This is a genomic window from Massilia sp. 05N420, from assembly GCF_056397205.1.
In genome coordinates this window covers 168,108-190,979 of record NZ_JBFTMX010000003.1, presented here as the reverse complement: position 1 = coordinate 190,979, position 22,872 = coordinate 168,108, and the positions used below count along the sequence as shown (strand labels likewise).

Annotated in this window: 17 protein-coding genes; 5 read left to right on the top strand and 12 right to left on the bottom strand. The window is 67.6% G+C overall.

The window, feature by feature from the left end; all coding sequences use genetic code 11:
- Window positions 1–77: 77 nt before the first annotated feature.
- Both AC1DIX_RS02830 and AC1DIX_RS02825 read right to left on the bottom strand, forming a co-directional pair.
- On the bottom strand, window positions 78–1,313 hold the full coding sequence (locus AC1DIX_RS02830) for a glycosyltransferase (RefSeq protein ID WP_477321859.1): 1,236 nt from the start codon (window positions 1,311–1,313) through the stop codon (window positions 78–80).
- A 516-nt stretch (window positions 1,314–1,829) separates the two neighbouring features.
- Window positions 1,830–3,047 carry a hypothetical protein gene (locus AC1DIX_RS02825; RefSeq protein WP_477321857.1) on the bottom strand — a complete coding sequence of 406 codons (1,218 nt, stop codon included), beginning with the start codon at window positions 3,045–3,047 and terminating at the stop codon, window positions 1,830–1,832.
- A 323-nt stretch (window positions 3,048–3,370) separates the two neighbouring features.
- Here AC1DIX_RS02825 and AC1DIX_RS02820 point away from each other — a divergent pair, with 323 nt between their 5' ends.
- Window positions 3,371–4,663, top strand: coding sequence for an NCS2 family permease (locus AC1DIX_RS02820; RefSeq protein ID WP_442121414.1), 1,293 nt, complete (start codon window positions 3,371–3,373; stop codon window positions 4,661–4,663).
- On the opposite strand, the gene AC1DIX_RS02815 is transcribed toward AC1DIX_RS02820, so the two are convergent.
- A complete protein-coding gene (locus AC1DIX_RS02815) occupies window positions 4,648–7,305 on the bottom strand; it encodes a GGDEF/EAL domain-containing response regulator (RefSeq protein ID WP_477321855.1) in 2,658 nt (885 codons plus the stop codon). The genes AC1DIX_RS02820 and AC1DIX_RS02815 overlap by 16 nt on opposite strands.
- Before the next feature lie 297 nt (window positions 7,306–7,602).
- On the bottom strand, window positions 7,603–8,235 hold the full coding sequence (locus tag AC1DIX_RS02810; RefSeq protein WP_477321853.1) for a response regulator: 633 nt from the start codon (window positions 8,233–8,235) through the stop codon (window positions 7,603–7,605).
- A 208-nt stretch (window positions 8,236–8,443) separates the two neighbouring features.
- On the opposite strand from AC1DIX_RS02810, the gene AC1DIX_RS02805 reads away from it, so the two are divergent.
- Window positions 8,444–9,250: a DUF481 domain-containing protein gene (locus AC1DIX_RS02805; RefSeq protein WP_442121417.1), complete on the top strand. Its 807-nt coding sequence runs from the start codon at window positions 8,444–8,446 to the stop codon at window positions 9,248–9,250.
- Here the strand turns inward: AC1DIX_RS02805 and AC1DIX_RS02800 are convergent.
- Genes AC1DIX_RS02800 through AC1DIX_RS02790 form a run of 3 tightly spaced genes read right to left on the bottom strand, consistent with a single transcriptional unit; the run spans window position 9,238 to window position 11,301 of the window.
- Complete coding sequence (locus tag AC1DIX_RS02800; protein ID WP_477321851.1) at window positions 9,238–9,660, bottom strand: GFA family protein; 423 nt, start codon at window positions 9,658–9,660, stop codon at window positions 9,238–9,240. The two genes, AC1DIX_RS02805 and AC1DIX_RS02800, sit on opposite strands and share 13 nt — an antisense overlap.
- A gap of 25 nt (window positions 9,661–9,685) precedes the next feature.
- The gene (locus AC1DIX_RS02795) at window positions 9,686–10,972 is read right to left on the bottom strand and encodes an MFS transporter (protein ID WP_442121419.1); all 1,287 of its coding nucleotides are present in this window, start codon (window positions 10,970–10,972) and stop codon (window positions 9,686–9,688) included.
- On the bottom strand, window positions 10,969–11,301 hold the full coding sequence (locus AC1DIX_RS02790; RefSeq protein ID WP_477321848.1) for a thioredoxin family protein: 333 nt from the start codon (window positions 11,299–11,301) through the stop codon (window positions 10,969–10,971). The genes AC1DIX_RS02795 and AC1DIX_RS02790 overlap by 4 nt, the downstream gene beginning before the upstream one ends.
- A gap of 309 nt (window positions 11,302–11,610) precedes the next feature.
- Between AC1DIX_RS02790 and AC1DIX_RS02785 the strand changes: the two genes are divergently transcribed.
- Window positions 11,611–11,793, top strand: a complete 183-nt coding sequence (locus AC1DIX_RS02785; RefSeq protein WP_442121421.1) for a DUF3606 domain-containing protein — start codon at window positions 11,611–11,613, stop codon at window positions 11,791–11,793.
- Between the two features lie 119 nt (window positions 11,794–11,912).
- Entirely contained in the window at window positions 11,913–13,013 is a 1,101-nt protein-coding gene (locus tag AC1DIX_RS02780; RefSeq protein WP_477321846.1) for a mechanosensitive ion channel family protein, read from the top strand.
- A 204-nt stretch (window positions 13,014–13,217) separates the two neighbouring features.
- On the opposite strand, the gene AC1DIX_RS02775 is transcribed toward AC1DIX_RS02780, so the two are convergent.
- The 3 genes from AC1DIX_RS02775 to AC1DIX_RS02765 form a co-directional block, all read right to left on the bottom strand.
- Window positions 13,218–15,626 (bottom strand): penicillin-binding protein 1A, encoded by a 2,409-nt coding sequence (locus AC1DIX_RS02775; protein ID WP_477321844.1) that lies wholly within the window; start codon window positions 15,624–15,626, stop codon window positions 13,218–13,220.
- 87 nt (window positions 15,627–15,713) lie between these two features.
- A complete protein-coding gene (locus AC1DIX_RS02770) occupies window positions 15,714–18,524 on the bottom strand; it encodes a bifunctional diguanylate cyclase/phosphodiesterase (protein ID WP_477321842.1) in 2,811 nt (936 codons plus the stop codon).
- 58 nt (window positions 18,525–18,582) lie between these two features.
- Window positions 18,583–19,932: a chloride channel protein gene (locus AC1DIX_RS02765; RefSeq protein WP_477321840.1), complete on the bottom strand. Its 1,350-nt coding sequence runs from the start codon at window positions 19,930–19,932 to the stop codon at window positions 18,583–18,585.
- Window positions 19,933–19,994: 62 nt separating this feature from the next.
- Here AC1DIX_RS02765 and AC1DIX_RS02760 point away from each other — a divergent pair, with 62 nt between their 5' ends.
- Window positions 19,995–20,501 carry a MarR family winged helix-turn-helix transcriptional regulator gene (locus tag AC1DIX_RS02760; protein WP_477251344.1) on the top strand — a complete coding sequence of 169 codons (507 nt, stop codon included), beginning with the start codon at window positions 19,995–19,997 and terminating at the stop codon, window positions 20,499–20,501.
- Window positions 20,502–20,508: 7 nt separating this feature from the next.
- Here the strand turns inward: AC1DIX_RS02760 and AC1DIX_RS02755 are convergent, their stop codons facing one another.
- Window positions 20,509–21,642: a YbdK family carboxylate-amine ligase gene (locus AC1DIX_RS02755; protein WP_477321838.1), complete on the bottom strand. Its 1,134-nt coding sequence runs from the start codon at window positions 21,640–21,642 to the stop codon at window positions 20,509–20,511.
- The gene (locus tag AC1DIX_RS02750; RefSeq protein WP_477251340.1) at window positions 21,643–22,824 is read right to left on the bottom strand and encodes a cation:proton antiporter; all 1,182 of its coding nucleotides are present in this window, start codon (window positions 22,822–22,824) and stop codon (window positions 21,643–21,645) included.
- Window positions 22,825–22,872: the final 48 nt, after the last annotated feature.

Here is a 22,872-nt window from a genome sequence, read left to right as displayed (position 1 = left end):
AGCGATTTTGCCACAAAAGCAAAAATCCGCCCACGCGCATCGCTGCGCCGGGGCGGATTTACTTCAGGCCGGGCAGATTATTCGGCTGCCTGGGCCTTGATCGGCTGCTGGTCGACGTCGACCACCGGTGCTGCCTGCTTGATGGGCAGCGGGCTGACGTTGTCGGCGCCGGCTCCGGCGATGTCGGCCAGGTGGGCCTTCAAACGCTGGGCACGGTTGGCCGGCTCGGTGGTCTGGATCAGCCGGTGCATCGCATTCGCGGTGTTGTCCCACGAGGTGCGGGCCACGATGGCGCGCATGCGCCCGGCCAGCGAGGCCTTCTGTTCCGGAGTCGCGTTCAGCATGCGCTCGCAGGCCTCGATGAACTCTTGCGGGGTCTCGGCGATGGCGACCACGTCACCGTAGGGCACCTTGACGTCGGTGATCGGCGTGCTGACCGACGGCAGTTCGGCGGCCATGTACTCCAGCACCTTGGTCGGGCTGATGAACTTGGTCGACTCGTTCATCGCGAACGGCAGCAGGCAGACGTCCCAGCCGGCCAGGAACTTCGGCAGCTCCTCGTAGGTGCGCTGGCCCATGTAGTGGATGTTGGCGGCCTGCGGCAGGTGGGCCGGATCGATCTTCACGACAGGGCCGACCAGCACGATCTGCCAGTCCGGACGGGCGGCGGCCATTTCGCGGATCAGTTCGGTGTCGAAACGCTCGTCGATCACGCCGTAGAAGCCGAGGCGCGGATGCGGGATGTTCGCCTGGTCCGGGTGGCTGTACGAGCGGTCCCGGGCCTGCTGGAAGTGCCTGGCGTCGACGCTGCTCGAGAAGCAGTGGGCGTTGTTGTGGCGCTCCTTCTTCGAGTTGTACAGGCTCGGACCGCCGGTGAAGCACAGGTCGGCGATGTTCAGCAGGGCGCTCTCGCGCTGCAGCAGCTGCTTCGGCGCGTTGCGGAAGGCTGCCAGTTCGTCCATGCAATCGTACACGACCAACGAAGGCTCGAAGCTTTGCAGCAGCGGCAGGGCCATCGGGGTGTAGAACCAGACCACCGGCTTCTCGCCTTCCGGCACGAGGTCGGCCAGCAGGGTCTGCAGGGTCGGGATCTGGTCGTCATGGAAACCCGGTGCATGGATCGCGGTATGCGGCTGGCACACCGTGATGTTCGGCGCGGCGGCCGTTTTCTTCAGGTGCGCCTGCCCTTCGTGGTAGACCGGTTCCTCCACGATGAGGATTCGGTAGTGTTCCGCCAGGCGCGTCATCAGGTGCTGGGGACGCTGAAAGACAAAGTCCCAACGCAGGTGGCAAAACACGATCAGGGTTGGCATTTTTCAAGTTCCTTTCGCCTCAGGGCGTTCTCGTTGATCTGGAATTCAACCGGCGGAACCCTTCGCATGTCGCTTGGCGGCGGCAGGATTCCGGTTGCCGGACCCGAGAATCGTAACATGCAAAATTCTCAAGATTTTCATTTACCAATTGCAATATTAATAATAGGTAACAGAAATGAGAAAACGGCACTCTGCCTCCCTAGGGAAGCTTGTGACTATCGGTAAAAAATGTAGGCGCACTCCTACGATTAATCAGGAAAAAACACTACGAAAATCGCCCATGCACTCAAGCGTGCGGAGGGTTAAATGGAGAACGGAACTGTGAAAAAAACGTGTTTACGGGGAAGGAATTGTTGGAAATGGAGGGATTGCGAGACCGTTAACGTCGTTCCCGCGGATGCGGGATAGTGCCCGTGGCACTATCCCCAAGTTTGCATGTGCTATCAAAACGCGTCGAACCTGGGTTCCCGCCTGCGCGGGAACGACGCTGAGGTGGCGGGAACGACGTCCTACACTTCAATCACTCAGATAAGCCTCCGCCCCCTCCGGCTGCCCACCTTCGTCGAAGCCGCGCGCCACCAGCACCCCATCCAGCCCGACCGTACTCAAGCCGTCGCACAGGTCTTCCATCTCGGTTTCCAGGTCGGCCGCCAGGTCCAGCGGCTTGTCGACGGTCGCCAGCGGGGCGCCGCCGTCCAGCGGATACAGGTTGATGCGCAGCGCGGCGTGGTCGCCCAAGTCGACCGGCGCGACCACGGCCTTGATGCGCTCCGGCTCCGCGTCCAGCTCGTCCAGGCGGGCGTTGACGTCGGCCAGGGTAGCCAGCATCGCCAGCTCGGCCACGCCCTGCTCCTTGGCGCCGTAGAACAGGTCCTGGTAAAGGAAATTCAGTTCGATCTCGGCCGGCCGCGGCGACAGGCAGCGCGACAGCAGCGGCGCGATGCTGCCGGCCCACATGCGGTAGCGCGCCATGCGGCCCTCGAAAAAGGCGTCCGCCGCCGCTTCGTCCTTCGGTACCTTATAGAAGGGGTCGTCGGCGTGCTTGAGCGAGAAGCCGAGCAGGAAGCGCAGTTCCATCGCCTCGTCGTCCGGGTTGTAGCCGCTGACGTGCCAGCCGCGCATGCTGGCTTCGATGGTGGGCGCCGCCACCAGCTTCTTGCTGCGCATGGTGGCCGCGGCTTCCCTCAGCATCTGCTGCATGACGCTGTAGCTGATGTGGTCGACCTCGTCGAGGTCGTAGAGGTAGCGCACCAGTACGACGCGGCTGTCGGCGCTGGCCAGGCCGGTGTGGCGGAAGCTGTCGCTCAGTTCCTCGAAGGAGGCGTCGTCCTGGAATACCTCGGCCGCTTTGAGGCCGCCCGTGCTGCTGACGAACAGCGGGATCATGAAGGCGTCGATCTCGAGCTCGGCGCCGTCGTCGTCGCGCAAATGGAGGGTCGCCGCCTCTTCCTCGATGTGCTCCTGCAGGTAGCGGCAGCACTCGGGATCGGTGTAGCGGGCGGCTTCGATGGCGCCGTACAGGATCTCGTCGTGCTGGCGGCGCAGGGTGCGGCGGATCAGGGTCAGCAGATCCTGCTCGTACTGCGGCCTGCGCGCGGCGGCCTGCAGGTCCTCGGGGTCGGCCTCGGTGATCTCGAGCGCGAGATCGACCAGGTTCTGGGCCAGCGCCTCGTGGTCGGGCTCCGCCGCCTGTTTCACAGGTTTGCGGGGAGCTGGGCGCTTGTTTTTGGGCATGGCGGCATTCGTAAAGAGTGAACAAGCCACCATGTTATCAAATCGCCCGCCCGGCCCCCAGCATGTCGGATGGCTCGCGCGACAGTTCCTGCGGCGTCCGCGCGCCGGCGGCGGTTTCCTCGACCGGCGCCGCGTCCTGCCGGGCGACGTCGTCCATGCCGATGATGCCCTGGTTTAGGATATGGCTGATCTGCCGTCTGGTGTTATGCTTCGGTCATCGATAAGCGGACGTGTGCACGCGACACCGGCACCGTCGTTTTCGCGTAAACACCCGTCGATTCATACCGTCGCGGGAGCGACGAATACTGGAGCCCTCCACCACCATGCTTGAACGCCTTTTCAACCTGCGGCAAAGCGGCACCGACGTCCGCACCGAAATGCTGGCCGGTCTGACCACTTTCCTGACGATGGCCTACATCATCTTCGTCAACCCTTCGATCCTCGGCGACGCCGGGATGCCGAAGGAAGCCGTGTTCGTCGCCACCTGCCTGGTGGCGGCGCTCGGCAGTGCGGTGATGGGCTTGTACGCCAACTATCCGATCGCGATGGCGCCGGGCATGGGCCTGAACGCCTATTTCGCCTACGCGGTCGTGCTGGGCATGAAAGTGTCGTGGCAGGCGGCGCTGGGCGCGGTGTTCGTGTCCGGCTGCCTGTTCATCCTGGTCTCGGTGTTCGGCCTGCGCGCGATGATCGTGAACGGGATTCCGCGCTCGCTGCGGGTGGCGATCACGGTCGGTCTCGGCATGTTCCTGGCCCTGATCGCGCTGAAGAACGCCGGCATCGTGGTGGCCAGCGAGCCGACCCTGGTCAAGGTCGGCGACCTGCACCAGGCCGGCGCCATCATGGCCATGGTCGGTTTCCTGCTGATCGTGACCCTTGACCGCCTGAGGGTGCGCGGCGCGATCCTGATCGGCATCATCGCGGTCACGATCCTGAGCTTCTTCTTCGGCGGGAACCAGTTCCACAACGTGGTCTCGGCCCCGCCCTCGCTGGCCCCGACCTTCCTGCAGCTGGACGTGAAGGGAGCCCTGAGCGTCGGCATCCTCAACGTGATCCTGGTGTTCTTCCTGGTCGAACTGTTCGACGCCACCGGCACCCTGATGGGCGTGGCGAGCCGCGCCGGCCTGCTGGTCGAAGGGAAGATGGAACGCCTGAACAAGGCCCTGCTGGCCGACAGCGCCGCCATCGTCGCCGGCAGCGTCCTCGGCACTTCGAGCACCACGGCGTATATCGAATCGGCATCCGGGGTCCAGGCCGGCGGCCGCACCGGCCTCACCGCGCTGACGGTCGCCGTGCTGTTCCTGGCCTGCCTGTTCATCGCGCCGCTGGCCGGCGTGGTGCCGCCCTACGCCACCGCCCCGGCCCTGCTGTTCGTCGCCTGCCTGATGCTGCGCGACCTCGGCGACATCGAATGGGGCGATACCACCGAAGCCATCCCTGCCGCCATCACCGCGCTGACCATCCCCTTCACCTATTCGATCGCCGAGGGTATCGCCTTCGGTTTCATCACCTATGCGGTGCTGAAGCTCACCACCGGCCGCGCACGCGAAGTCGCGACGATCGTGTGGGTGATCGCGGCGCTGTTCGCCTTCAAGATCGTCTACATCGGGACGTGATGGCCGGCGCCTGATGCCTCCTCGGCCGGGAGCCGCCCCAACGGCGCCAGGTCGAGCGTCTTCCCCTCGCGCAGCATCTGCGCGAACTGCGCGGCCGGCACCGGCTTGCTGAAGTAATAGCCCTGCATGAGGTCGCAGCCATGCTCGGCCAGCAGGGCCAGCTGGCCGGCACTCTCCACCCCTTCGGCCACCACCTTCAATCCCAGTCCGTGCGCCATCGCGATCACCGCCTGCGAGATCGCCAGGTCGTCGCCGGCCGTGTCGAGGATGTCGGCGACGAAGGACTGGTCGAGCTTGAGCGTATCGACCGGGAAGCGCTTCAGGTAGTTCAGGTTCGAGAAGCCGGTGCCGAAATCGTCGATCGCCAGCCGGATCCCCATGCTCTTGAGCTGGGCCAGCAGCGCACAGCTCTTGTCGGCGTCCGCCATCGAGGCCGATTCGGTCAGCTCCAGCTCCAGCAGCTCCGGCTCGATGCCGCATTCCTCGAGCACCCGGCCGACCGTCTCCACGATGCGGTCGTCGAACTGGTTGGCGGACAGGTTCACCGCCACCGGCACCAGCGGCAGGCCGGCCTCGCGCCATTCGCGCTGCTGGCGGCAGGCGGCGTTCAGTACCCAGTCGCCCATCGGCAGGATCAGGCCGGTCTCCTCGGCCAGCGGAATGAACAGGCCAGGGGGCACCAGGCCGCGCTCCGGATGCTGCCAGCGCACCAGCGCCTCGGCGCCGACGATGCGGCCGCTGGCCAGGTCGACCTGGGGCTGGTAGTGCAGCACCAGCTCCTCGCGCTCGATGGCGCGGCGCAGGGCGCTCTCCAGCTTGAAGCGCTCGTTGGCGCCCCGGTTCAGTTCGGGACGGTAGAAGGCATAGCGCTGGCCGACGCCTTCGGCCGCCTGGCGCAGCGCGGCTTCGGCGCCCTGCACCAGCAGTTCGTACTTCAGGCCGTCGTTCGGGAATACCGCGATGCCGATTGCCGGGTCCAGGTGCAGCTCCTGGTATTCCCAGGAATACGGCTTGGCGACCGCGGCCAGCAGGCGGCGCGCCGCGACGGCCAGGTCCTCGCCTACCGAACGCAGCGCCAGCACGGCGAAGCTGCCGTCGGAGAAGCGGCCGACGGGGTCGGCGCCCGCGGTCTCGCGCAGGCGCCCCGCCACTTCCTGCAGCAGCGCCTGTTCGGCCGCCGGGCCCAGCGCCTCGCGGATCAGCGGCATGCGGCCCAGGCTCAGCAGCATGAAGCCGAGCACCTGGCCCGCGCCCTGGGCCTGCCCCTTCATCTGACGCAGGCGGTCGCGCAGCAGCAGGCGGTTCGGCAGGCCCGTCACGGCATCGAAATTGCTGACGTAGCGCAGGCGTTCCTCGGCGCCGCGCAGCTCGGTGGCGTCGATGCCGGTGCCAAGCACGTACTCGACGCTGCCGTCCTCGCGCCGCAGCAGGGTCGAGGTCCAGAGGATGGAACGGCACTTGCCGTCCCGGGTATGCCATTCGCCCTGGATGCGGGCCGTTTCCGGCAGGCTGTCCAGATGCAGGAACGCGCGCCTTACCGCCAGTTCGTCGTCGACCCGCCGCACGACCTCCCAGGCCGGCCGTCCGATCGCCTCGTTCGCATTCCAGCCCAGCGCGTCCTCGCAGGCGCGGTTGAACATCACGATGTGGCCGCTGGGCGCCGCCAGCAGCACCAGCGCGCCGGCGGTATCGACCACCGCGGACAGGCGGTTGCGCTCCGAGCGCAGGGCCTCCGTGCGCTCGACTACCAGCGCTTCCATGCAGGCGTACAGGCGGGCGCGTTCGAGCGCCGAGCCGAGCTGGGTCGCCGCGCTGTCGAGCAGCGAGCGCTCGGCCTCGCCCAGTTCGGGACTATTGGGCAGCAGCTCGAGCACGCCGACCTCGCGGTGTTCGGCGTAAAGCGGCAGGCGCAGCAGGTGCATGCCGGGCGCTTCGCCGGCCGGCATGCCGCGCGCCGCCAGCATCCTGAGCCCACCGTTCGGCCGCAGCGCGCCGACCGCGGCGCCGGCCAGGCCCGGCATCGCCAGCAGGTGGGCCAGCGCCGCTTCGGCGACTGCCTGTTCGCCGACCGCCTCGTTCAGCGCCGCCGCCATGCCGTGCAGGGTCGCTAGCGAGCGGACGGAGCGCTCCAGCGAAGCACGCTGCTCGGCCAGTTCGGCATTCATGCGCAAGGCCTGGGCGTGGGTGGCGACCAGCAGTTCGTAGATCTGGCGCCGTTCGGCGGCCATGAACTCCAGCGGACGGTCGGGCGAACCGAGGGCGCAATCCTGGAGGATGCGGCGCAGGCGCTCGCGCAACTGCATGCCGTCGTAGGGTTTGCGGACAAAACTGTCGGCACCGGATTCCAGGGCCTGGACGATGTCGTTCAGGCTGGACAGGCGGGTCAGCAGCACCACCGGCAGGTCGGCGTAGACCGGGTCTTCCTTCAGGGTGCGGCACAGGGTGAACCCGTCCATGCCCGGCATCGCGATATCGCTGATGACCAGGTGGGGGCGCCGGCGCGCCACTTCGGCCAGCGCGGCCGAGCCGTCGCCGGCGATCCGGACCTTCCATCCGGGTTCGCTGGCCAGCAGGCGCGCGAGGTGCTGCGCCTGGGTGGGGCTGTCTTCCACGACCAGGACCTCCACCGTGTCCCCGGGCATGGCTCTCTCTCGCTTAGTGATCATCGTTTGTACGCTGCCTCGCTGGGAAACTTGCAATATCGATAGGCAAGATGGAGAAGTTATAACATTGTGGCGGCAGTCAGTAGCAGAGGCTGCCAGCGCGACATCGTATTTACAGCTGCGCCGGGGCCGGCCGGCGACCGTCGCCCGCACCCTGGCCGACAGAGGAAAAACGGAGAATGAAGGAGGTGCAGGACGGTCGCGAATCGGGCGTCGGCTGTCGCATATTTAACGACACGGCGCGTTTCACATTGTTACCTCGCGGCAACGTCGAAATCAGCCGGCAAGACCGTGGCGCAATGCGTATCGGATCAGCGCCGCATTCGAGGACAGGCCCATCTTGCGAAAGATGCGGTTGCGATAAGTGTTGACGGAACTGATGCTGATGCCGAGTTCGGCGGCAACCTGCTTGACCTGCAGGCCGGCGCCGATCAGGGCCACGATCTCCCCTTCGCGCGGGGTCAGCAGGTGATGCGGCGGGGCCGGCGGCGGACAGCTCGCCTCCTGCACCAGGAGGCGGGCGACGCGTGAGCCGAGCCAGCGCACGCCCTGGGCCGCCTTGCGCACCGCCTCGACCAGGTCGGTCGAGACGCTGGCCTTGGACACATAGGCGAGTGCGCCCGCGCGCAGGGCAGCGAGTGCATAACGCTCCTCAGGGTGCATGCTCAGCATGACCACCCGCAAGTCCGGAAAGTGGCGGCGCAGTTCGGCCAGGCCTTCCAGCCCGTCCGTGTCCGGCAGGCTGATGTCCAGCACGACGACGTCGGGCCGGACCTGGGCGACCAGCGCCAGCGCCTGCCTGAGATCGCCCGCCTCCCCGGCGACCTTCAGGTCGGCGCAGGCGCGCACGATCTTCTTGATGCCTTCGCGGATCAATTCGTGGTCGTCGATGATGACCAGCCTGCTCAATGTGGCTCCCAAACATACATGCCGGTATGTCCGGCAAAAACCCGACATTCTAGGCGTGCCGCGGTTTGGATTGCAAACACAATGAATGTCGACTTAACAATTGCATTATATCTGCATGTAATTCTGTGGGGAAAATGTTGCGACGGATGGGTTTGAAGCCCGGCTTTGGTTTACAATGTCGGGCCATCCAATGAACGACGGGATGCTCATGAGATCTCAGCTACTTTGGGCGCTGGCTCTGGCCGGCGCAACCGGCACGGCAGCCGCCGCGCCGGACGACAACGGCAATACTGCCCCGTCGTCCACCTACTTTACGCAAGCACCGACCATCGCTGTGCCGGAAGGCAGCAGCTGGTACACGTCCGCCGAACTGGGCGCGATCACCACCTCGGGCAACACCACCGGCACCTCGGTCACGGGCAAGATCGACGCCCGCCACGAGATGAGCAACTGGAGCAACGAGTACATCTTCAGCGGCTTCTTCAAGGAAGACGAAGTCGTCCACGACGACGGCAGCCGTACCAAGAACCGCTCGGCGGAACGCTGGCAGCTGTCGGCCAAGGCGGCCTTCAAGCTGCTCCAGGACGGCAACCGCGCCTTCGTGCTCGGCTCCCACGTGAACGACAAGTTCGGCGCCTACACCCGCTATTCGACCCTGGCGGTCGGTTACGGCACCCAACTGCTCAAGCGCGAAGACAAGTCGGTCGACGTCGAGATCGGTCCGGGCTACTTCCACGGCGAGAGCGCGTCCGGCGAGCAGGATTCGGGCATGACGGTGCACGGCGCCGCCCAGCTGCGCTGGCGCGTCAGCCCCTCGGCCAACTTCAGCCAGACGGTCAGCGTCGAACGCGGGACCTCGAATACGCACACCGTGGCGGAGACGGCCCTGAGCACCAAGATCAACGGCACCATGCAGATGAAGGCGGCGTTCAGCGCGCGCAGCGACAGCAAGGTCCCGGAAGACAAGAAGAACACCGACACCCAGACCTCGCTGACCCTGGTCTACTCCTTCTGATCCTCCTGAAGTCCTTCCCCGCGGCTGCGCGGATACACCGGCATGCCGTCGTCGACGCGCAGCCAGCCCAACCGCTGGGAAGCGAAGGTATGGTCCTGCGGCGAGGCCGCCTCGGGATCGTCCAGGGTGCAGGTGAGGACGTCGATTTCGTGCGCGTAGCCGTCGTTGCGGTAGCTGAGCGGCGTGCCGCAGGCGGCGCAGAAGCTGCGCTCGACCTGCGGGCTCGATCGGTGCACGGCCGGCTCACCCCGGACGTAGCGCAGTTCGGCCGCCGGCACCGTGAACCAGGCGACGGCCGGCGCCCCCGCCGTACGCCGGCAATCGATGCAATGGCAGAGAGTGCGGTGGAAAGGCACCGCCTCCGTTTCATAGCGCACCGCGCCGCAGGAACAGCCTCCCTCGAGTCCCATCGCCGCCTCCTTCAGGGAAGCATGTTCAGCGCGCCGCCGACTTCACCGGCAGCAGTGCCGCCAGGCTGATCAGGGCTGCCGCGCTCAGGTACCAGCCCACGGTGGACAGGCCGTGGTTGGTCGCCAGCCAGGTGGCCACGTAGGGCGCCAGCGAGGCGCCCAGGATGCCGGCCAGGTTGAAGGTCAGCGAGGCGCCGGTGTAGCGCACCTCGGGCGGGAACATCTCGGACAGCAGGGTCCCGAGCGGCCCGTAGGTCATGCCGATCAGGCACTGGCCCAGAACCATGAACAGCGTCACCATCGCCAGCGAGCCGGAGCCGAACATCGGCCCGAACAGCAGGCCGAAGACCGCGATCGCGGCCGACACCCCGATCATCACGCGGCGCCGGTCCAGGCGGTCGGCCAGCCTTGCTGCCACCGGGATCGTGAGGCCGAAGAACAGGATCGCGAACAGCTGCAGCAGCAGGAATTGCTGGCGCGAGTAATGCAGGGCCGTGGTGCCCCAGCTGAGGGCGAACACCGTCATCAGGTAGAAGATCACGAAGGTCGACAGCGCGGCCAGGGTGCCCAGCACCAGTGGGCCGGGATGCGACTTGAACACGGCGACCACCGGCAGGCGCACACGCTCGTTGCGCTCCAGGACCTTCTGGAAGTCGGGGGTCTCGGTGATCTTCAGGCGCACGTACAGGCCAATCACCACCAGCAGCGCGCTGGCCAGGAAGGGTATCCGCCAGCCCCAGGCGAAGAAATCGGCGTCCGACAGGGTCTGCGACAGTACCAGGAAGGTCGAACCGGACAGGAAGAAGCCGAGCGGCGCGCCCAGCTGCGGGAACATGCCGTACCAGGCGCGTTTGCCCGGCGGCGCATTCTCGGTGGCGAGCAGCACCGCCCCGCCCCACTCGCCGCCCAGGCCAAGGCCCTGGCCGAAACGGCACACCGCCAGCAGCAGCGGCGCCAGGGTGCCGATCGACGCGTAGGTCGGCAGCAGGCCGATCACGACGGTCGACAGGCCCATGGTGAGCAACGCCGCGACGAGGGTGGCCTTGCGGCCGATGCGGTCGCCGAAGTGGCCGAACACGGCCGAGCCCACGGGACGCGCGAAGAAGGCGATCGCGAAGGTCGCCAGCGACTGCAGGGTCGCGGCGGCCGGACTGGCCGCCGGGAAGAACAGCTTCGGGAACACCAGCACCGCGGCGGTGGCGTAGATATAGAAGTCGAAGAACTCGATGGTAGTGCCGATCAGGCTGGCGAACAGCACGGTCGCCGGACGGTTTGCGGGGGCCCGCACCGTTTGCGGTTCGGCTGCGATCATGCGGCGCCTGCCTTGCCGGCCGCTTCCAGGGCATCCTTCACTTCCTGCGCACCGGCCGGGCGCACCACGCGCGCCACTTCCTGGCCGTCCTTCATCACGACCACGGTCGGCCACAGCTTGACGCGGAAGGAGCGGCCCAGAGGACGGCCCGGGCCATCCTCTGCCTTGACGTGTTTGACCGCCGGGTAGGCCTTCAGCGCCTCGTCGATATCGTGTTCGGCCGCCTTGCAGTAGCCGCACCAGTTGGTGCCGAAATCGACGGCCACCACGCCGGGCATCRCATCGACCGCAGCGCGGTCGGGCTGGGCGGTTTCATAGGGCTTGGGCATGCTTTCTCCTTATTGTGCAATTGACAGTAGCGTACCTCAAATGCATGCCGGCGGCGAGTGTGGCGGCCACCCTCTTTCCTGGTGGCGGGTTTTTTCTGGGTCTTCGCATCTTGTGGGTTAGTTGCATATTTCAATGAGCAAAAAGGCCCACGGCCGGACCGGAATTCCTGGGATAGCTGATGGTGCTCAAGCTGTATCGCTGACGCATGGGAACTTTTTCGTTCGCGTAACGTGAATTAGCGAACCGAATATGGCGATGGGCGCTGGCATCCTGACAAGGTACGCGTCAATGATGAAAAGGAGGCCAAGATGTCCGACAATCTGCAGAACCGCGGCCAACAGGACCGCTCCCGCATCAACCTGCACGAGAAGCACGAGATCCAGTACTGGACCAAAGCCCTCGGCGTGACCCAGGAAGAACTGGAGCAGGCCGTGAAGCAGGCGGGCAACAGCGCCGAAGCCGTACGCCAGCACCTGCGTACCAAGCACTGAGCAGGCACTGATCCCAAAGCATCCCCGGGCGCCGGCAGCCGGCGCCCGCCTGCCCCGGCAGGCCGTCTTTCGCGCGCCCCTTCCGCGCGCCTTCCCCGCCCCATCATGAAAGGAGCCCAATGGACATCCGCGGCTATTTCACATCCCTCGACATCAGCTGGACCAACGCCGCCTTCGCCATCGCCGCGGCGGTGCTCAGTTTCATCCTCATCCACGCCGCGGTGTTGCTGTTCCGGCGCCGCCTGGACAAGCTCTCTGGCGAAGCCGCCCAACGACCCATCGTCGACGTCCTCCAGCACACGCTGGCGCGCACCAGCAACGTGGCGATCCTGGCGACGTCGATCCTGATCGGCGCCTCGGTGCTCGACCTGCCGCCACCCTGGGACCGGCGCATCGGCCACCTGTGGTTCCTCACCCTCGGCGCCCAGCTCGCCGTGTGGCTGCACCGCGCGATCGGCGTGACGGCGCGGCGCTACTTCCGCATCCACGGCAAGAACAAGGAAAACGAGCAGGTCACGGTGGCGCATACCCTGATGATCTGGGCCCTGCAGTGGAGCGTCTGGACCGTGTTCCTGCTGGCCATGCTGTCCAACCTCGGCATCAACGTCACCACCTTCGTGGCCAGCCTCGGGATCGGCGGCGTGGCGGTGGCCCTGGCGGTGCAGAACATCCTCGGCGACCTGTTCGCCTCGCTGTCGATCGCGGTCGACAAGCCCTTCGAGGTCGGCGACTTCGTCTCGGTGCCGGAATTCTCGGGCACGGTCGAACACGTCGGCCTGAAGACCACCCGCATCCGCGCCCTGTCCGGTGAGCAGATCGTGATCGCCAACGCCGAGCTGCTGCGCAAGGTGGTGCACAACTTCAAGCGCATGAATACCCGCCGCGTGCAGTTCGCGTTGCGCATCAACCCGTCGACCCCGCCGGAGCTGGCGGCCAAGGTCCCGCCGAAGCTGTCGTCCATCATCGAAGGCAAGGACAAGGTCAGGCTCGACCACGTCAACCTGACGGTGCTGGACCAGAACTACATCGAGTTCGACATCGTCTACAACCTGTCGGACGCCGATTTCAGCCTCTTCCTCAAGACCCAGCAGCAGGTGCTGCTGGAGGCGATGCAGATGTGCCGCGAACTCGGCATTTCCACCGCGCCGCGCGCCCAGGAGCTGCTGCTGAACGACGCGACGGGTCCGAAGCCGGCGACGCCACGATTCGGAACGGCGTAGGATCGCAGGCCACGATGCCGATGGGAGCCGGCGCCGACCTGCTGATCGCCTGCCTGAACGAGCACGATGATGCGGAGGAAACCGAGCGCCTCGTGAAGCAAGCCGGCCGCAGGCGGTGCTGATGCCGGGCGACATCGCCGATCCTGTAGGGTGGGCGGTCCTCCGCCCACCCTAGGTCAACCTGGGGGAACGACGGGCAAACCGTCAGGCGTCGTTCGGAAACCGGTTCCCCACATCCTGCCGCGGTTCGGACGGCTGCTCCGGCGGTTCCGGCGGCTGCGGCAGGTCGGCCGGCGGGCCGTTTTCCTGCATGTCGCCGCCCTCTTCCATGTCTTCCTCAGGCTCCTCGTGGCGCACCACCGGCTCCGGCTTGCGGTAGCCCGGGAACTGGGCGTCGGCCGCCAGTTTGCCGCTGTCGAGGGCGGACTTGAAGAAGTCGCCCACCAGCAGGATCGCGCTGTGGCCGCCCTGGCCCCAGTAGTTCGAGCGCATCGTCACGCGGTTGTCGTTGAAGCCCACCCAGGCGCCGGCCACCAGGTTCGGGTGCATCATGATGAACCAGCCGTCGGCATTGTTCTGGGTGGTGCCGGTCTTGCCGGCGACGTCCCCCAGGATGCCGAAGCGGTAGCGCACCGCAGTGCCGGTGCCGCGGTTGATCACGCCGCGCATCATGTCGATCAGGGTCTCGCTCGAGGCCTGGGACAGTACCCGCTGCGGGGTCTGGGTGGCGAAGTCGGCGATCACCTTGCCGTCGCGGTCGGTGATCCTGCGCACGAACACCGGACGCCGGTATTCGCCCTGGGCGGCGATGGTGGAATAGGCGCTGACCATCTCCAGCAGGGTCACCGGGCTGGTGCCGAGGGCAATCGAGGGCACCGCCTGCAGCTTGCTGCCGCGCACGCCCATGTCCTGGGCCAGCTTGACGATCGGCGCCACGCCCACGTCCTGCATCACCTGGGCCGTGATGGTGTTCTTCGAGTACACCAGGCCGTCGCGCATGGTCAGGCGGCGGCCGGTGGTGCCGCTGTTGTCGGTCGGGCGCCAGGTGAAGCCGTTGGGGCCGCGGATGGTCGTCACCGCGTCCAGGTAGGGATGGTCGGGCGTGATGCCGCGTTCCAGCGCGGCCGCGTAGACGATGGGCTTGAAGGTGGAACCCGGCTGGCGGCTCGCCTGGTTGACGTGGTCGAACTGCTCGCGCTGGAAGTTGCGGCTGCCGACCCAGGCCTTGACCTCGCCGGTGGTCGGGTCCATGGCGACGAAGCCGGCCTCCAGGCGCGACTTGGCGGCCTTCAGCTGGCGCATGAAGTCGCGCTCGGCCTTCAGGCGCTTGAGGGCCGCGGCCGGGGCCTCGCCGCCTTCCACCGCATGCTTGTACTCGCCGGATTCGCGCACGAAGGCGTCCAGCAGCTCGCCATGCGACTGCCAGAAATAGTCGAAGGGCGTGACGTTGCCGCGCATGTCGGCATAGGTCTGGGCCGAGGTCGAGTTGACCGGCCAGGAATGGGCCCAGTCGACGTCGGCGATCGCTTGCAGGGCATCGGCCTGGCGCTCGACCGCGCGCCGGGCTTCCTGCTGCAGGTCGTAGTCGAGGGTGGTCTGCACCACCAGGCCGTCCTGCTGCAGGTTGACGTCGTTCTTGTCGGCCCACTCGACCAGCCAGCGGCGCACATAGGCGGTGAAGTGGTCGTCCTTGCCGTTGCGCTCCTGCTGACGCGTGAAGCGCACCTTCAGCGGCCGTTTCGCCAGCTGCTCGTAGCGCTTCTCGTCGAAGGCGCCGGCCTTCATCATCTGCGCCAGCACCACGTTGCGGCGCGCCTTCGAGCGCTCCGGGTTGGTCACCGGATTGTAGTAGGCGGTGCCCTTCAGCATGCCGACCAGGGTCGCGGCCTCGGTTTCGCTCAGCTGCGCGGCCGGCTTGTCGAAATAGGTGCGGGACGCCATCTCGATGCCGTAGGTGTTGTACAGGAAAGGCACCGTGTTCAGGTAGGCTTCCAGGATCTCGGTCTTGCTGTAGGTGTTCTCGATCTTGAAGGCGGTGATCAGTTCCTTCAGCTTGCGGTTCAGGTTGCGCTTGCTGCCGATCTCCTCGGGGAACATATTGCGCGCCAGCTGCTGGGTGATGGTCGAGCCGCCCTGGGCGTCGCCCTTCAGGTTGGCCAGCACCGCGCCGGCGATGCGGGTGAAGTCGACGCCATGGTGTTCGTAGAAGCGGTGGTCCTCGGTGGCGATCAGGGCGGTGATGACGTTCGGCGAGATCTGCGACAGCTTCACCCTTTCCTGCAGGCCCTGCTCGAAGCTGGCCAGCTCGCGGCCGTCGCTCGACAGCACCACGGTGGGCTGGGCCACGCGCGCCTGCTTGACGTCCTCGATGCCGGGCGTCAGCGGGAACAGCAGCGCCACGTAGATGGCGAACACCACGATGATGGCCAGCACCGACCACAGGCCGATCAGCAGCCAGCGCTGCAGCGGCGGGCGCGCCATCAGGCCGGCCTTCACTTGCGCGTAACGGGCGCGGGCGCGCGCCGCGACGGCTCCCGGCCGGCGCCGCTCCAGGCCCGGATAGCCCATCGGTTCCTGGTTCTGCTGCTCTTCGTTATTGTTATGATCGTCCACGTGGTGTTCCTGAAACTTCTCTGATGACCGCCGCAAGTATAGCCGAGGGCGGGCTTGACGACGGTGCGGCATGCCGCATAGCGGACGCTAGGCCGTGGCGTCGTGCGGCTCGACGCGGCGCCCCGCCTTCAACATGGCCTCGACATCCTCGCCCGACGCGGCGCGTGCATACACATGGCCCTGCACCTCGTCGCAGCCGCGCCGCTTCAGGTAATCGAGCTGGGCCTCGGTCTCGACCCCTTCGGCGATCACCCGCATGCGCAGCCCGCGCGCCAGCTCGATGATGATGGCCACCATGGCGGCGTCGTCCTCGCTGCTGGTGATGTCGCGCACGAAGGAACGGTCGATCTTCAGCACGTCCACCGGAAAGCGGCGCAGGTAGGACAGGCTGGAATAGCCGGTGCCGAAGTCGTCGATGGAGAGCTTGACGCCCATGGCCTTGATCTCGCCCATGGTGCGGATCGCGCCCTCGACGTCCTCCATCACCAGGCTCTCGGTGAGCTCGATTTCCAGGCAGTGCGGCGACAGGCCGGTCTCCTCCAGCACCCGGGCGATGTCGCACACCAGGCCGGGCTGGGCGAACTGCCGCGCCGACAGGTTGACGGCGATGCGCAGCGGGCCGTAGCCGGCGTGCTGCCATGCGCGGCTCTGGCGGCATGCGGTGCGCAGCACCCAGGCGCCGATCGGCACGATCAGGCCGGTCTCTTCGGCCAGGTGGATGAAGCGGTCGGGCCTCACCATGCCCAGGCTCGGGTGGCGCCAGCGGATCAGGGCCTCCAGCCCGACCACCCAGCCGGTTTCGAGGTCGACCTGGGGCTGGTAGTAGAGCTCGAACTCGCCCTGCTGCAGGGCGCTGCGGAGGGCGCCTTCCAGGGCCATGCGCTCGCGGGCGCGCGCATTCATGGCCGGGGTATAGAACTGCACCGCGTTGCGGCCGAGGTCCTTGGCGCGGTACATCGCCACCTCGGCATGCTGGACCAGGGTGGCAGCGTCGTGGCCGTCGGCCGGCCAGGCCGCCAGCCCGGCACTGCCGGTCATCACCAGCTCCTGGCCGTGCAGGCGCAACGGTTCGGCCAGCGCCTCCAGCACCGCGTGCATGGTGGCCTCGGCCTCACTCTCGTCGGCGCGCCCGGGCAGCACCAGCACGAACTCGTCGCCGCCGGTGCGCGCCACCGTGTCGGCGCGCCCGACCGCCTTCTGCAGGCGCGCCGCGGCCACTTTCAGCATCTCGTCGCCGGCGCCGTGGCCGAGGGTGTCGTTGACGTACTTGAAGTGGTCGAGGTCGAGCGCCGCAACCCACACGGCGGCGTCGCTCCCGGCGAGCGCGATCGCCGCTTCGATGCGGTCCTGCAGCAGCACCCGGTTGGCCAGGCCGGTCAGGGTGTCGTAGCGCGCCTTCACCTCCAGCTCGGCCTCGTAGCGCTTGGCCGTGCTGACGTCGTACTGGGTGATGACGAAGTGGCCAGGCTCGGCGCCGCCCTCCCACACCGGCGCGATATATACGTCGGCATACAGTTCGCGCCCGTCCTTGCAGCGCAGGCGCATGGTGGCGTGGGCTTCGCGGCGCTCGCGCATCGCGTTCAGCAGCTCGGCCACCGCGCCCTGGTCCGGTTCGGCCTCGGCGGCGTCGAACAGGCGCTGCCCGACCGCTTCGGCGGCGCTGAAGCCGCGCATGCGGGTGAAGGCGGGGTTCACGTATTCGATGCGGTAATCCGGCGGCGCCGCGTTCACCAGGATGATGGCATTGGCGCTGGCTTCGATCGCGCGCAGGTAGAGGTGCATCTGGCCGAGAGCGTTTTGGAGATCGGCCGTGCGGCTCACAACCAGCGCTTCGACGCGGCCGGCGCGGCGGAATCGGCCGCGCACCCAGGACGCCAGCGCGGCGCTCAGCAAGGTGCCCAGCAAGAGCACCGTCAGCGGCGCAGCGCCGCCGAGCATCTCGGTCGAGCGCCCGGACAGGCGCAGTTCCCAGCGCTGGCCGGCCAGCTCGAACGGATGGCGCACCGTAAAGATTTCCTCGCCCAGCCAGCCGTGCCAGGCCGGTACCGCGCGCCGTTCCAGCCGGTCCCACCGGAACGCGGTGCGCATGCCGCGCGTGCCCATGCCGTCCAGCTCGACCGCCATGCCGGCGCGGCCCAGCAGGTTGGCGTTCGCCAAGGCCCTGCCGACCAGGGCGGCGACGTCGACGATCACCGCGGTATCGCCGATGACGCTGGCGCGGCGCCCACCTATGCTCGGCGGCATCACGCCGCCGCGGTAGACCGGCATCACCAGCGCCGCCCCCAGGCGGGCGCGGTCGCGCAGCAGCGGCACCAGGACACTGGCGGTCGGCTGGCCGCTGTCGACGGCGTCGTCGAAGGCGCGGGCGCGCGGCGCGGTCGACAGGCTGTCGTAGCCGAGCGCGTCTTCGTAGCGCTTGAGCGGTTCGACGTACTCGGCCACCAGGTAGCGCGAGCGCACGCCGGCCGCGCTCAGGCCGGCCGGACCGCGCTCGAGGATGCGGAAGCCGGGCTGGCGCCGGCCCAGCTCGGCTTCATACCGCGCCCGCTGGCCATCGTTGACAAGGCGGTGGAAGGCCACGGCGTCCAGGTAGGGGTGGCTGCGCAGCAACGGACGGATGAAGGCGCCAAACTGGTCGCTGCCGACCGCACCGATCGATTCGAACAGGGCGTTGCTGGCCTGCAACACGACCAGCACGTCGCCGAAGCTGTCGGCGACGGCGGCGTAATGGGTTTCGGCGCGCTGCAGGAATTCGGCATGGGCGCGCTCGCGCTCGGCCTCATGCAGTCCGGCGGCGAGGGCAACAGCAATCGCCACGCCGCCCAGCAAGGTCAGGACGGCGGCGATATCGGGTGGCCGCAAGCGGACGCGGCCGATGCGCGCGATCCATGACGACATGGTTCATGGTAGCAGGGATGGTGTCGCGCACATGCCGGATTGCGCCGGCGGCGCGAGCCTAGTGGTGTTCCAGGCTGCGTGGCTGTTCGCCCGGTGCCAGGGGAATCCGCGCCAGCTGGAAACCGGCCAGGGTCGCGTACAGCGGCGGGCTGATCGCGCGCGCCACCACGAAGGACACCAGGGCGCAGGCCATCAGGCTGAGCACCATCGCATGGCCGTCGACCATCTCCATCACGATGATGAAGGCGGTCAGCGGCGCCTGGGTGGCGGCGGACAGGAAGCCGACCATGCCGAGCGCGATCAGGGCCGGGGCCTGGGTACCGTACAGCAGCAGGGCGACATCGTTGCCGATCGCCGCGCCGATCGCCAGCGAGGGCGCGAAGATACCCGCCGGCACGCCCGAGCAGCTCGTGATCCAGGTCGCCAGGAACTTGAACAGGGCGTAGGCCACCGGCATCGCGCCGCTTCCCTCGACCATGGTGCGGGTCGAGCCGTAGCCGGATCCGAAGGCGGCGCCGGCGGTGACGACGCCGATGATCGCCACCGCCAGCCCGCAGCCGGCGGCGAACAGGACCGGACGGCGCGCCCGCTGGCGGCTGAACCAGTCCGGCGACTGCCCGGACAGCGAAGCGATCATCAGGCGCGAGAACAGGCCGCCGGCAATGCCGGCCAGCACCGCCAGCATCAGGCCGGGCAGCAGCAGCCCGAGGCCGGGGGCGGCGGCGTGGATCACGCCGAAATAGGCGCCGTTGCCGTGGGCCGACACCGCCACCAGGCCGGCCAGCACGATCGCCGCGATGATCAGGCCGCTGCTGCGGCGTTCCGGCGCCCGCGCCAGCTCCTCGATCGCGAACATCACGCCGCCCAGCGGCGTATTGAAGGCGGCAGCGATGCCGGCCGCGCCGCCGGCCACCAAGAGGCCGTGGATGCCGACCGGCGCTGCCGAGCCCATCAGGCGGCGCGCCTGCAGCATGATGCCGGCGGCGATCTGCACCGAGGGACCTTCGCGGCCCAGCGACAGCCCGCCCAGCAGGCCGGCCGAGGTCAGCAGGATCTTCGCCACGCTCAGGCGCAGCGACACGAACAGGCCGCGCTCGCCCTCGCCGACTTCCTTTTCCAGGGTTACCATGACTTGCGGGATGCCGGAACCGGCCGCACCCGGTGCGAAGCGGCGCGTGAGCCACACCACGGCGGCGGCGCAGGCCGGCGAGGCCAGCAGCGGCGACCACCAGGCCAGCGCCCGCATGGCGCCGAAATAATGGCTGGCGGTTTCGGCGAGCCAGGTGAAGCCGACCACGGTCAGGCCGGCGGCCACGGCGGCCGCGACCACCACGGTGCGCGCCCACCACAGGCGCCAGTCGGCAAGCTCCTGGCGCAAGGCCTCGCGCATGCTGCGTGGCGGCCTCATCGGGTTGTGGCGCCGCGATACGGCGCTGGCTCTGCTTGTGAATTTTCCGTTATCATTCGTCCATGTCCTCTTCTTCAACTTCGGCCAATCCGGCCGACCCCAACGATCCCGCACCCGCGACCCGCGTGCTGCGGCAGTTCCGCGTCGTCTTCAACTCGGTCAAAACCCACTTCCGACAGGTCGAGCGCGAAGCCGGCGTCGGCGGCGCCCAGCTGTGGGCGCTGTCCGTCATCCAGCGCCGCCCCGGCATCGGCGTGACCGAGCTGTCGCGCGAGCTCGACATCCACCAGTCCACCGCCAGCAACCTGATCAAGAGCCTGACCGAGCGCGGCCTGGTCACGGCGGCGCGCGAAGGCATGGACCGCCGCAGCGTGGCCCTGCGCATCGCGCAGGACGGCGAGACGGTGCTGAACAGCGCGCCCCTGCCCTTCGCCGGCGTGCTGCCCGATGCCCTGTCCAGCCTGGACCCGGCCACCCTCGACCGCCTGGAAGCCGACCTCGGCAAGCTGATCGCCATGCTCGCGGCCGACGAAGCCAGCGCCAAGGTCCCGCTGTCCCAGCAGCTTTGACGCCGCATCAGACCAGCGCCGGCTCCGGCTGGCGGAAGCGCTCCAGCGCGGCGTCGACCACGGCTTCGCGGCTGCCGCCTTCGCGCCAGGCCCGGCGCAGGTAGTCGGCGTCGCTGCCCATCTCGATGTCGCGGCGCAGCTGGGCCAGCGCGGCGGTCGAGCCGAGGGCCTCGAAATCCGGTTCCAGGCGCTTCAGGGTGGCCAGGATGTCGTCGCGCAGCACCATCTGTTCGTGGCGCTGCGGGTGCACCAGGGTGCCGTCGAGGCCGAATCGGCAGGCCTGGAAGCGGTTGTAGTTGTAGACCAGGTAGTCGTCCTCGCGCGGCGCCGGTTCGTTGCCGGCCAACAGGTAGCGGCACAGCGCCTGCAGGTAGCAGGCCAGCGCGGCGGCGCGCTCGACCGACAGCGGGGTATCGCAGACGCGCAGCTCGATGGTGCCGTACTCGGGCTTGGGCCGCAGGTCCCAATAGAAATCCTTCATGCTCTTCACGATGCCGGTGCCGGCCATGCGCTCGAAATAGTCCTCGGCGAAGGCGTTCCAGCTCAGCAGGAACGGCGCCCTGCCCGACAGCGGGAAGGCGAACACCGAGTTCAGGCGGGCCGACTGGAAGCTGGTATCGGCGCCCTGCAGGAAGGGCGATGAGCCGGACAGCGCAATGAAGTGCGGCACATAGCGGTTCAGCGCATGCAGCAGGTACATGGCTTCGTCGCCGGAGCGGCAGCCGATGTGCACGTGCTGGCCGAACACCGTGAACTGCTTGGCCAGGTAGCCGTAGAGCTGGGACACTTCCTGGAAGCGCGGCTTGGAGAAGATGCGCCGGTCTGACCATTGTTGGAAGGCATGGGTGCCGCCGCCGCAGACGCCGACGTTGAGGCGGTCGCCCGCCGCCAGCAGGGTGTCGCGGATCTCGCGCAGCTGGGCCACCAGGCCCTCGTGGCCGCTGTGTACGCTGCTGTTAATCTCGATCATGCTCTGCGTGATCTCGGGCGTGACATTGCCCGGAAAAGGCGCGCGCGCCAGCAGGTCCAGCATGTCCGGCGAGGCCGGCACCAGGTCGAAGTCGGACAGGCTGACCAGCTGGAGCTCGAGCTCCACGCCCATGGTCAGGGATTCCGAGGTGGCGAAGGGTCCCAAGGTCATTCAAACCTCCTTGTGTTGATGGGCTTCGTCGGCCCAGACCAGCGCGCGCTGGGTGATGATGGGACCGACCACCTGGAGCACCAGGGCCATCGCGGTCAGCGGCGCCAGGCTGTAGTTGAACTCGACGCCGAGGCGCCGGGTCTGCTCGATCATCAGCACGGTGAACACCGCCACCGGCGCCAGCGCCAGGCCGGACAGCGCACCCTTGCGCACCGAAATCCCGGACGGACGGGCCAGCGCGGCGCACACCCCCACCTTGACCACCATCCGCACCAGCACCACCAGCAGGCCGAGCACCATGCCCTCCCTGGCATTCTGCCAGGTCAGGGTCGAGGCCGCGAACACGAACAGCAGCACGGACAGGATGTCGCCGAGGGCGCCGAAGTTGCGCTGGGTGACGCCGAGGGCGCTGCGGCGGTGGCGGGCGGCGAGGCCGAAGCACAGCGCCGCCAGCACCGGCGACAGTTTCAGCACGTGGGTGGCGGCCACCACCAGCAGCACCGCCAGCGCGAAGGTGAGCGTGGCATCCTTGCCGCCGACGCTCCTCAGCCACAGCGGCACCAGGGTGCCGGCGATGGCGCCCAGCAGGCCGGACACCGCGAGCACCAGCAGGCTGGAGCCGGCCGCATGCAGCAGGTCGCCCGAAGTCTGGAACACCTTGACGCCGACGATCAGGTTGAACACGAACACGGCGGCCACGCAGTTCAGGGCCGCCAGGTGCATCGCGCGTTCGCTCACCTGGCCGCCGGCGCCCTGCTCGTTCAGCACCCGCAGCAGGCCGGCCGGCGAGGTCGCCATCGCCAGCGCGCCCAGCAGGCCGCAGCTGATCGGCGGCGCGCCGAACCAGGTCGAGGCCAGGTAGACGGCGATGAAGGTCAGGCCGGATTCGAGCAGCGAGGTCGCCAGGATCCAGGGATTGGCGCGCAGCCAGCGCAGGTTGATGCGGTAGCCGAGCTCGAACAGCACCAGGCCGAAGGCCAGGCTGGCGAACAGCAGATAGGGAGAATGGTCGATCGGACCTTGTACTTCGAGCGCCAGGTTACCGGCAAGGAAACCGGCCAGGCCGTAGATGCTGATGCGGGGGATGCCGGTCCAGCGGTGCGCCAGTTCGCCCGCCATCCAGGACACCACCAGGGCCAGGGGCCAGGCCAGCTGGGCGGCGGCGGAAATCAACTCGTTCATATACCCTCCTCCGTCGGTACGGTGGAGCGGGCAACCAGGGAAAAAAAG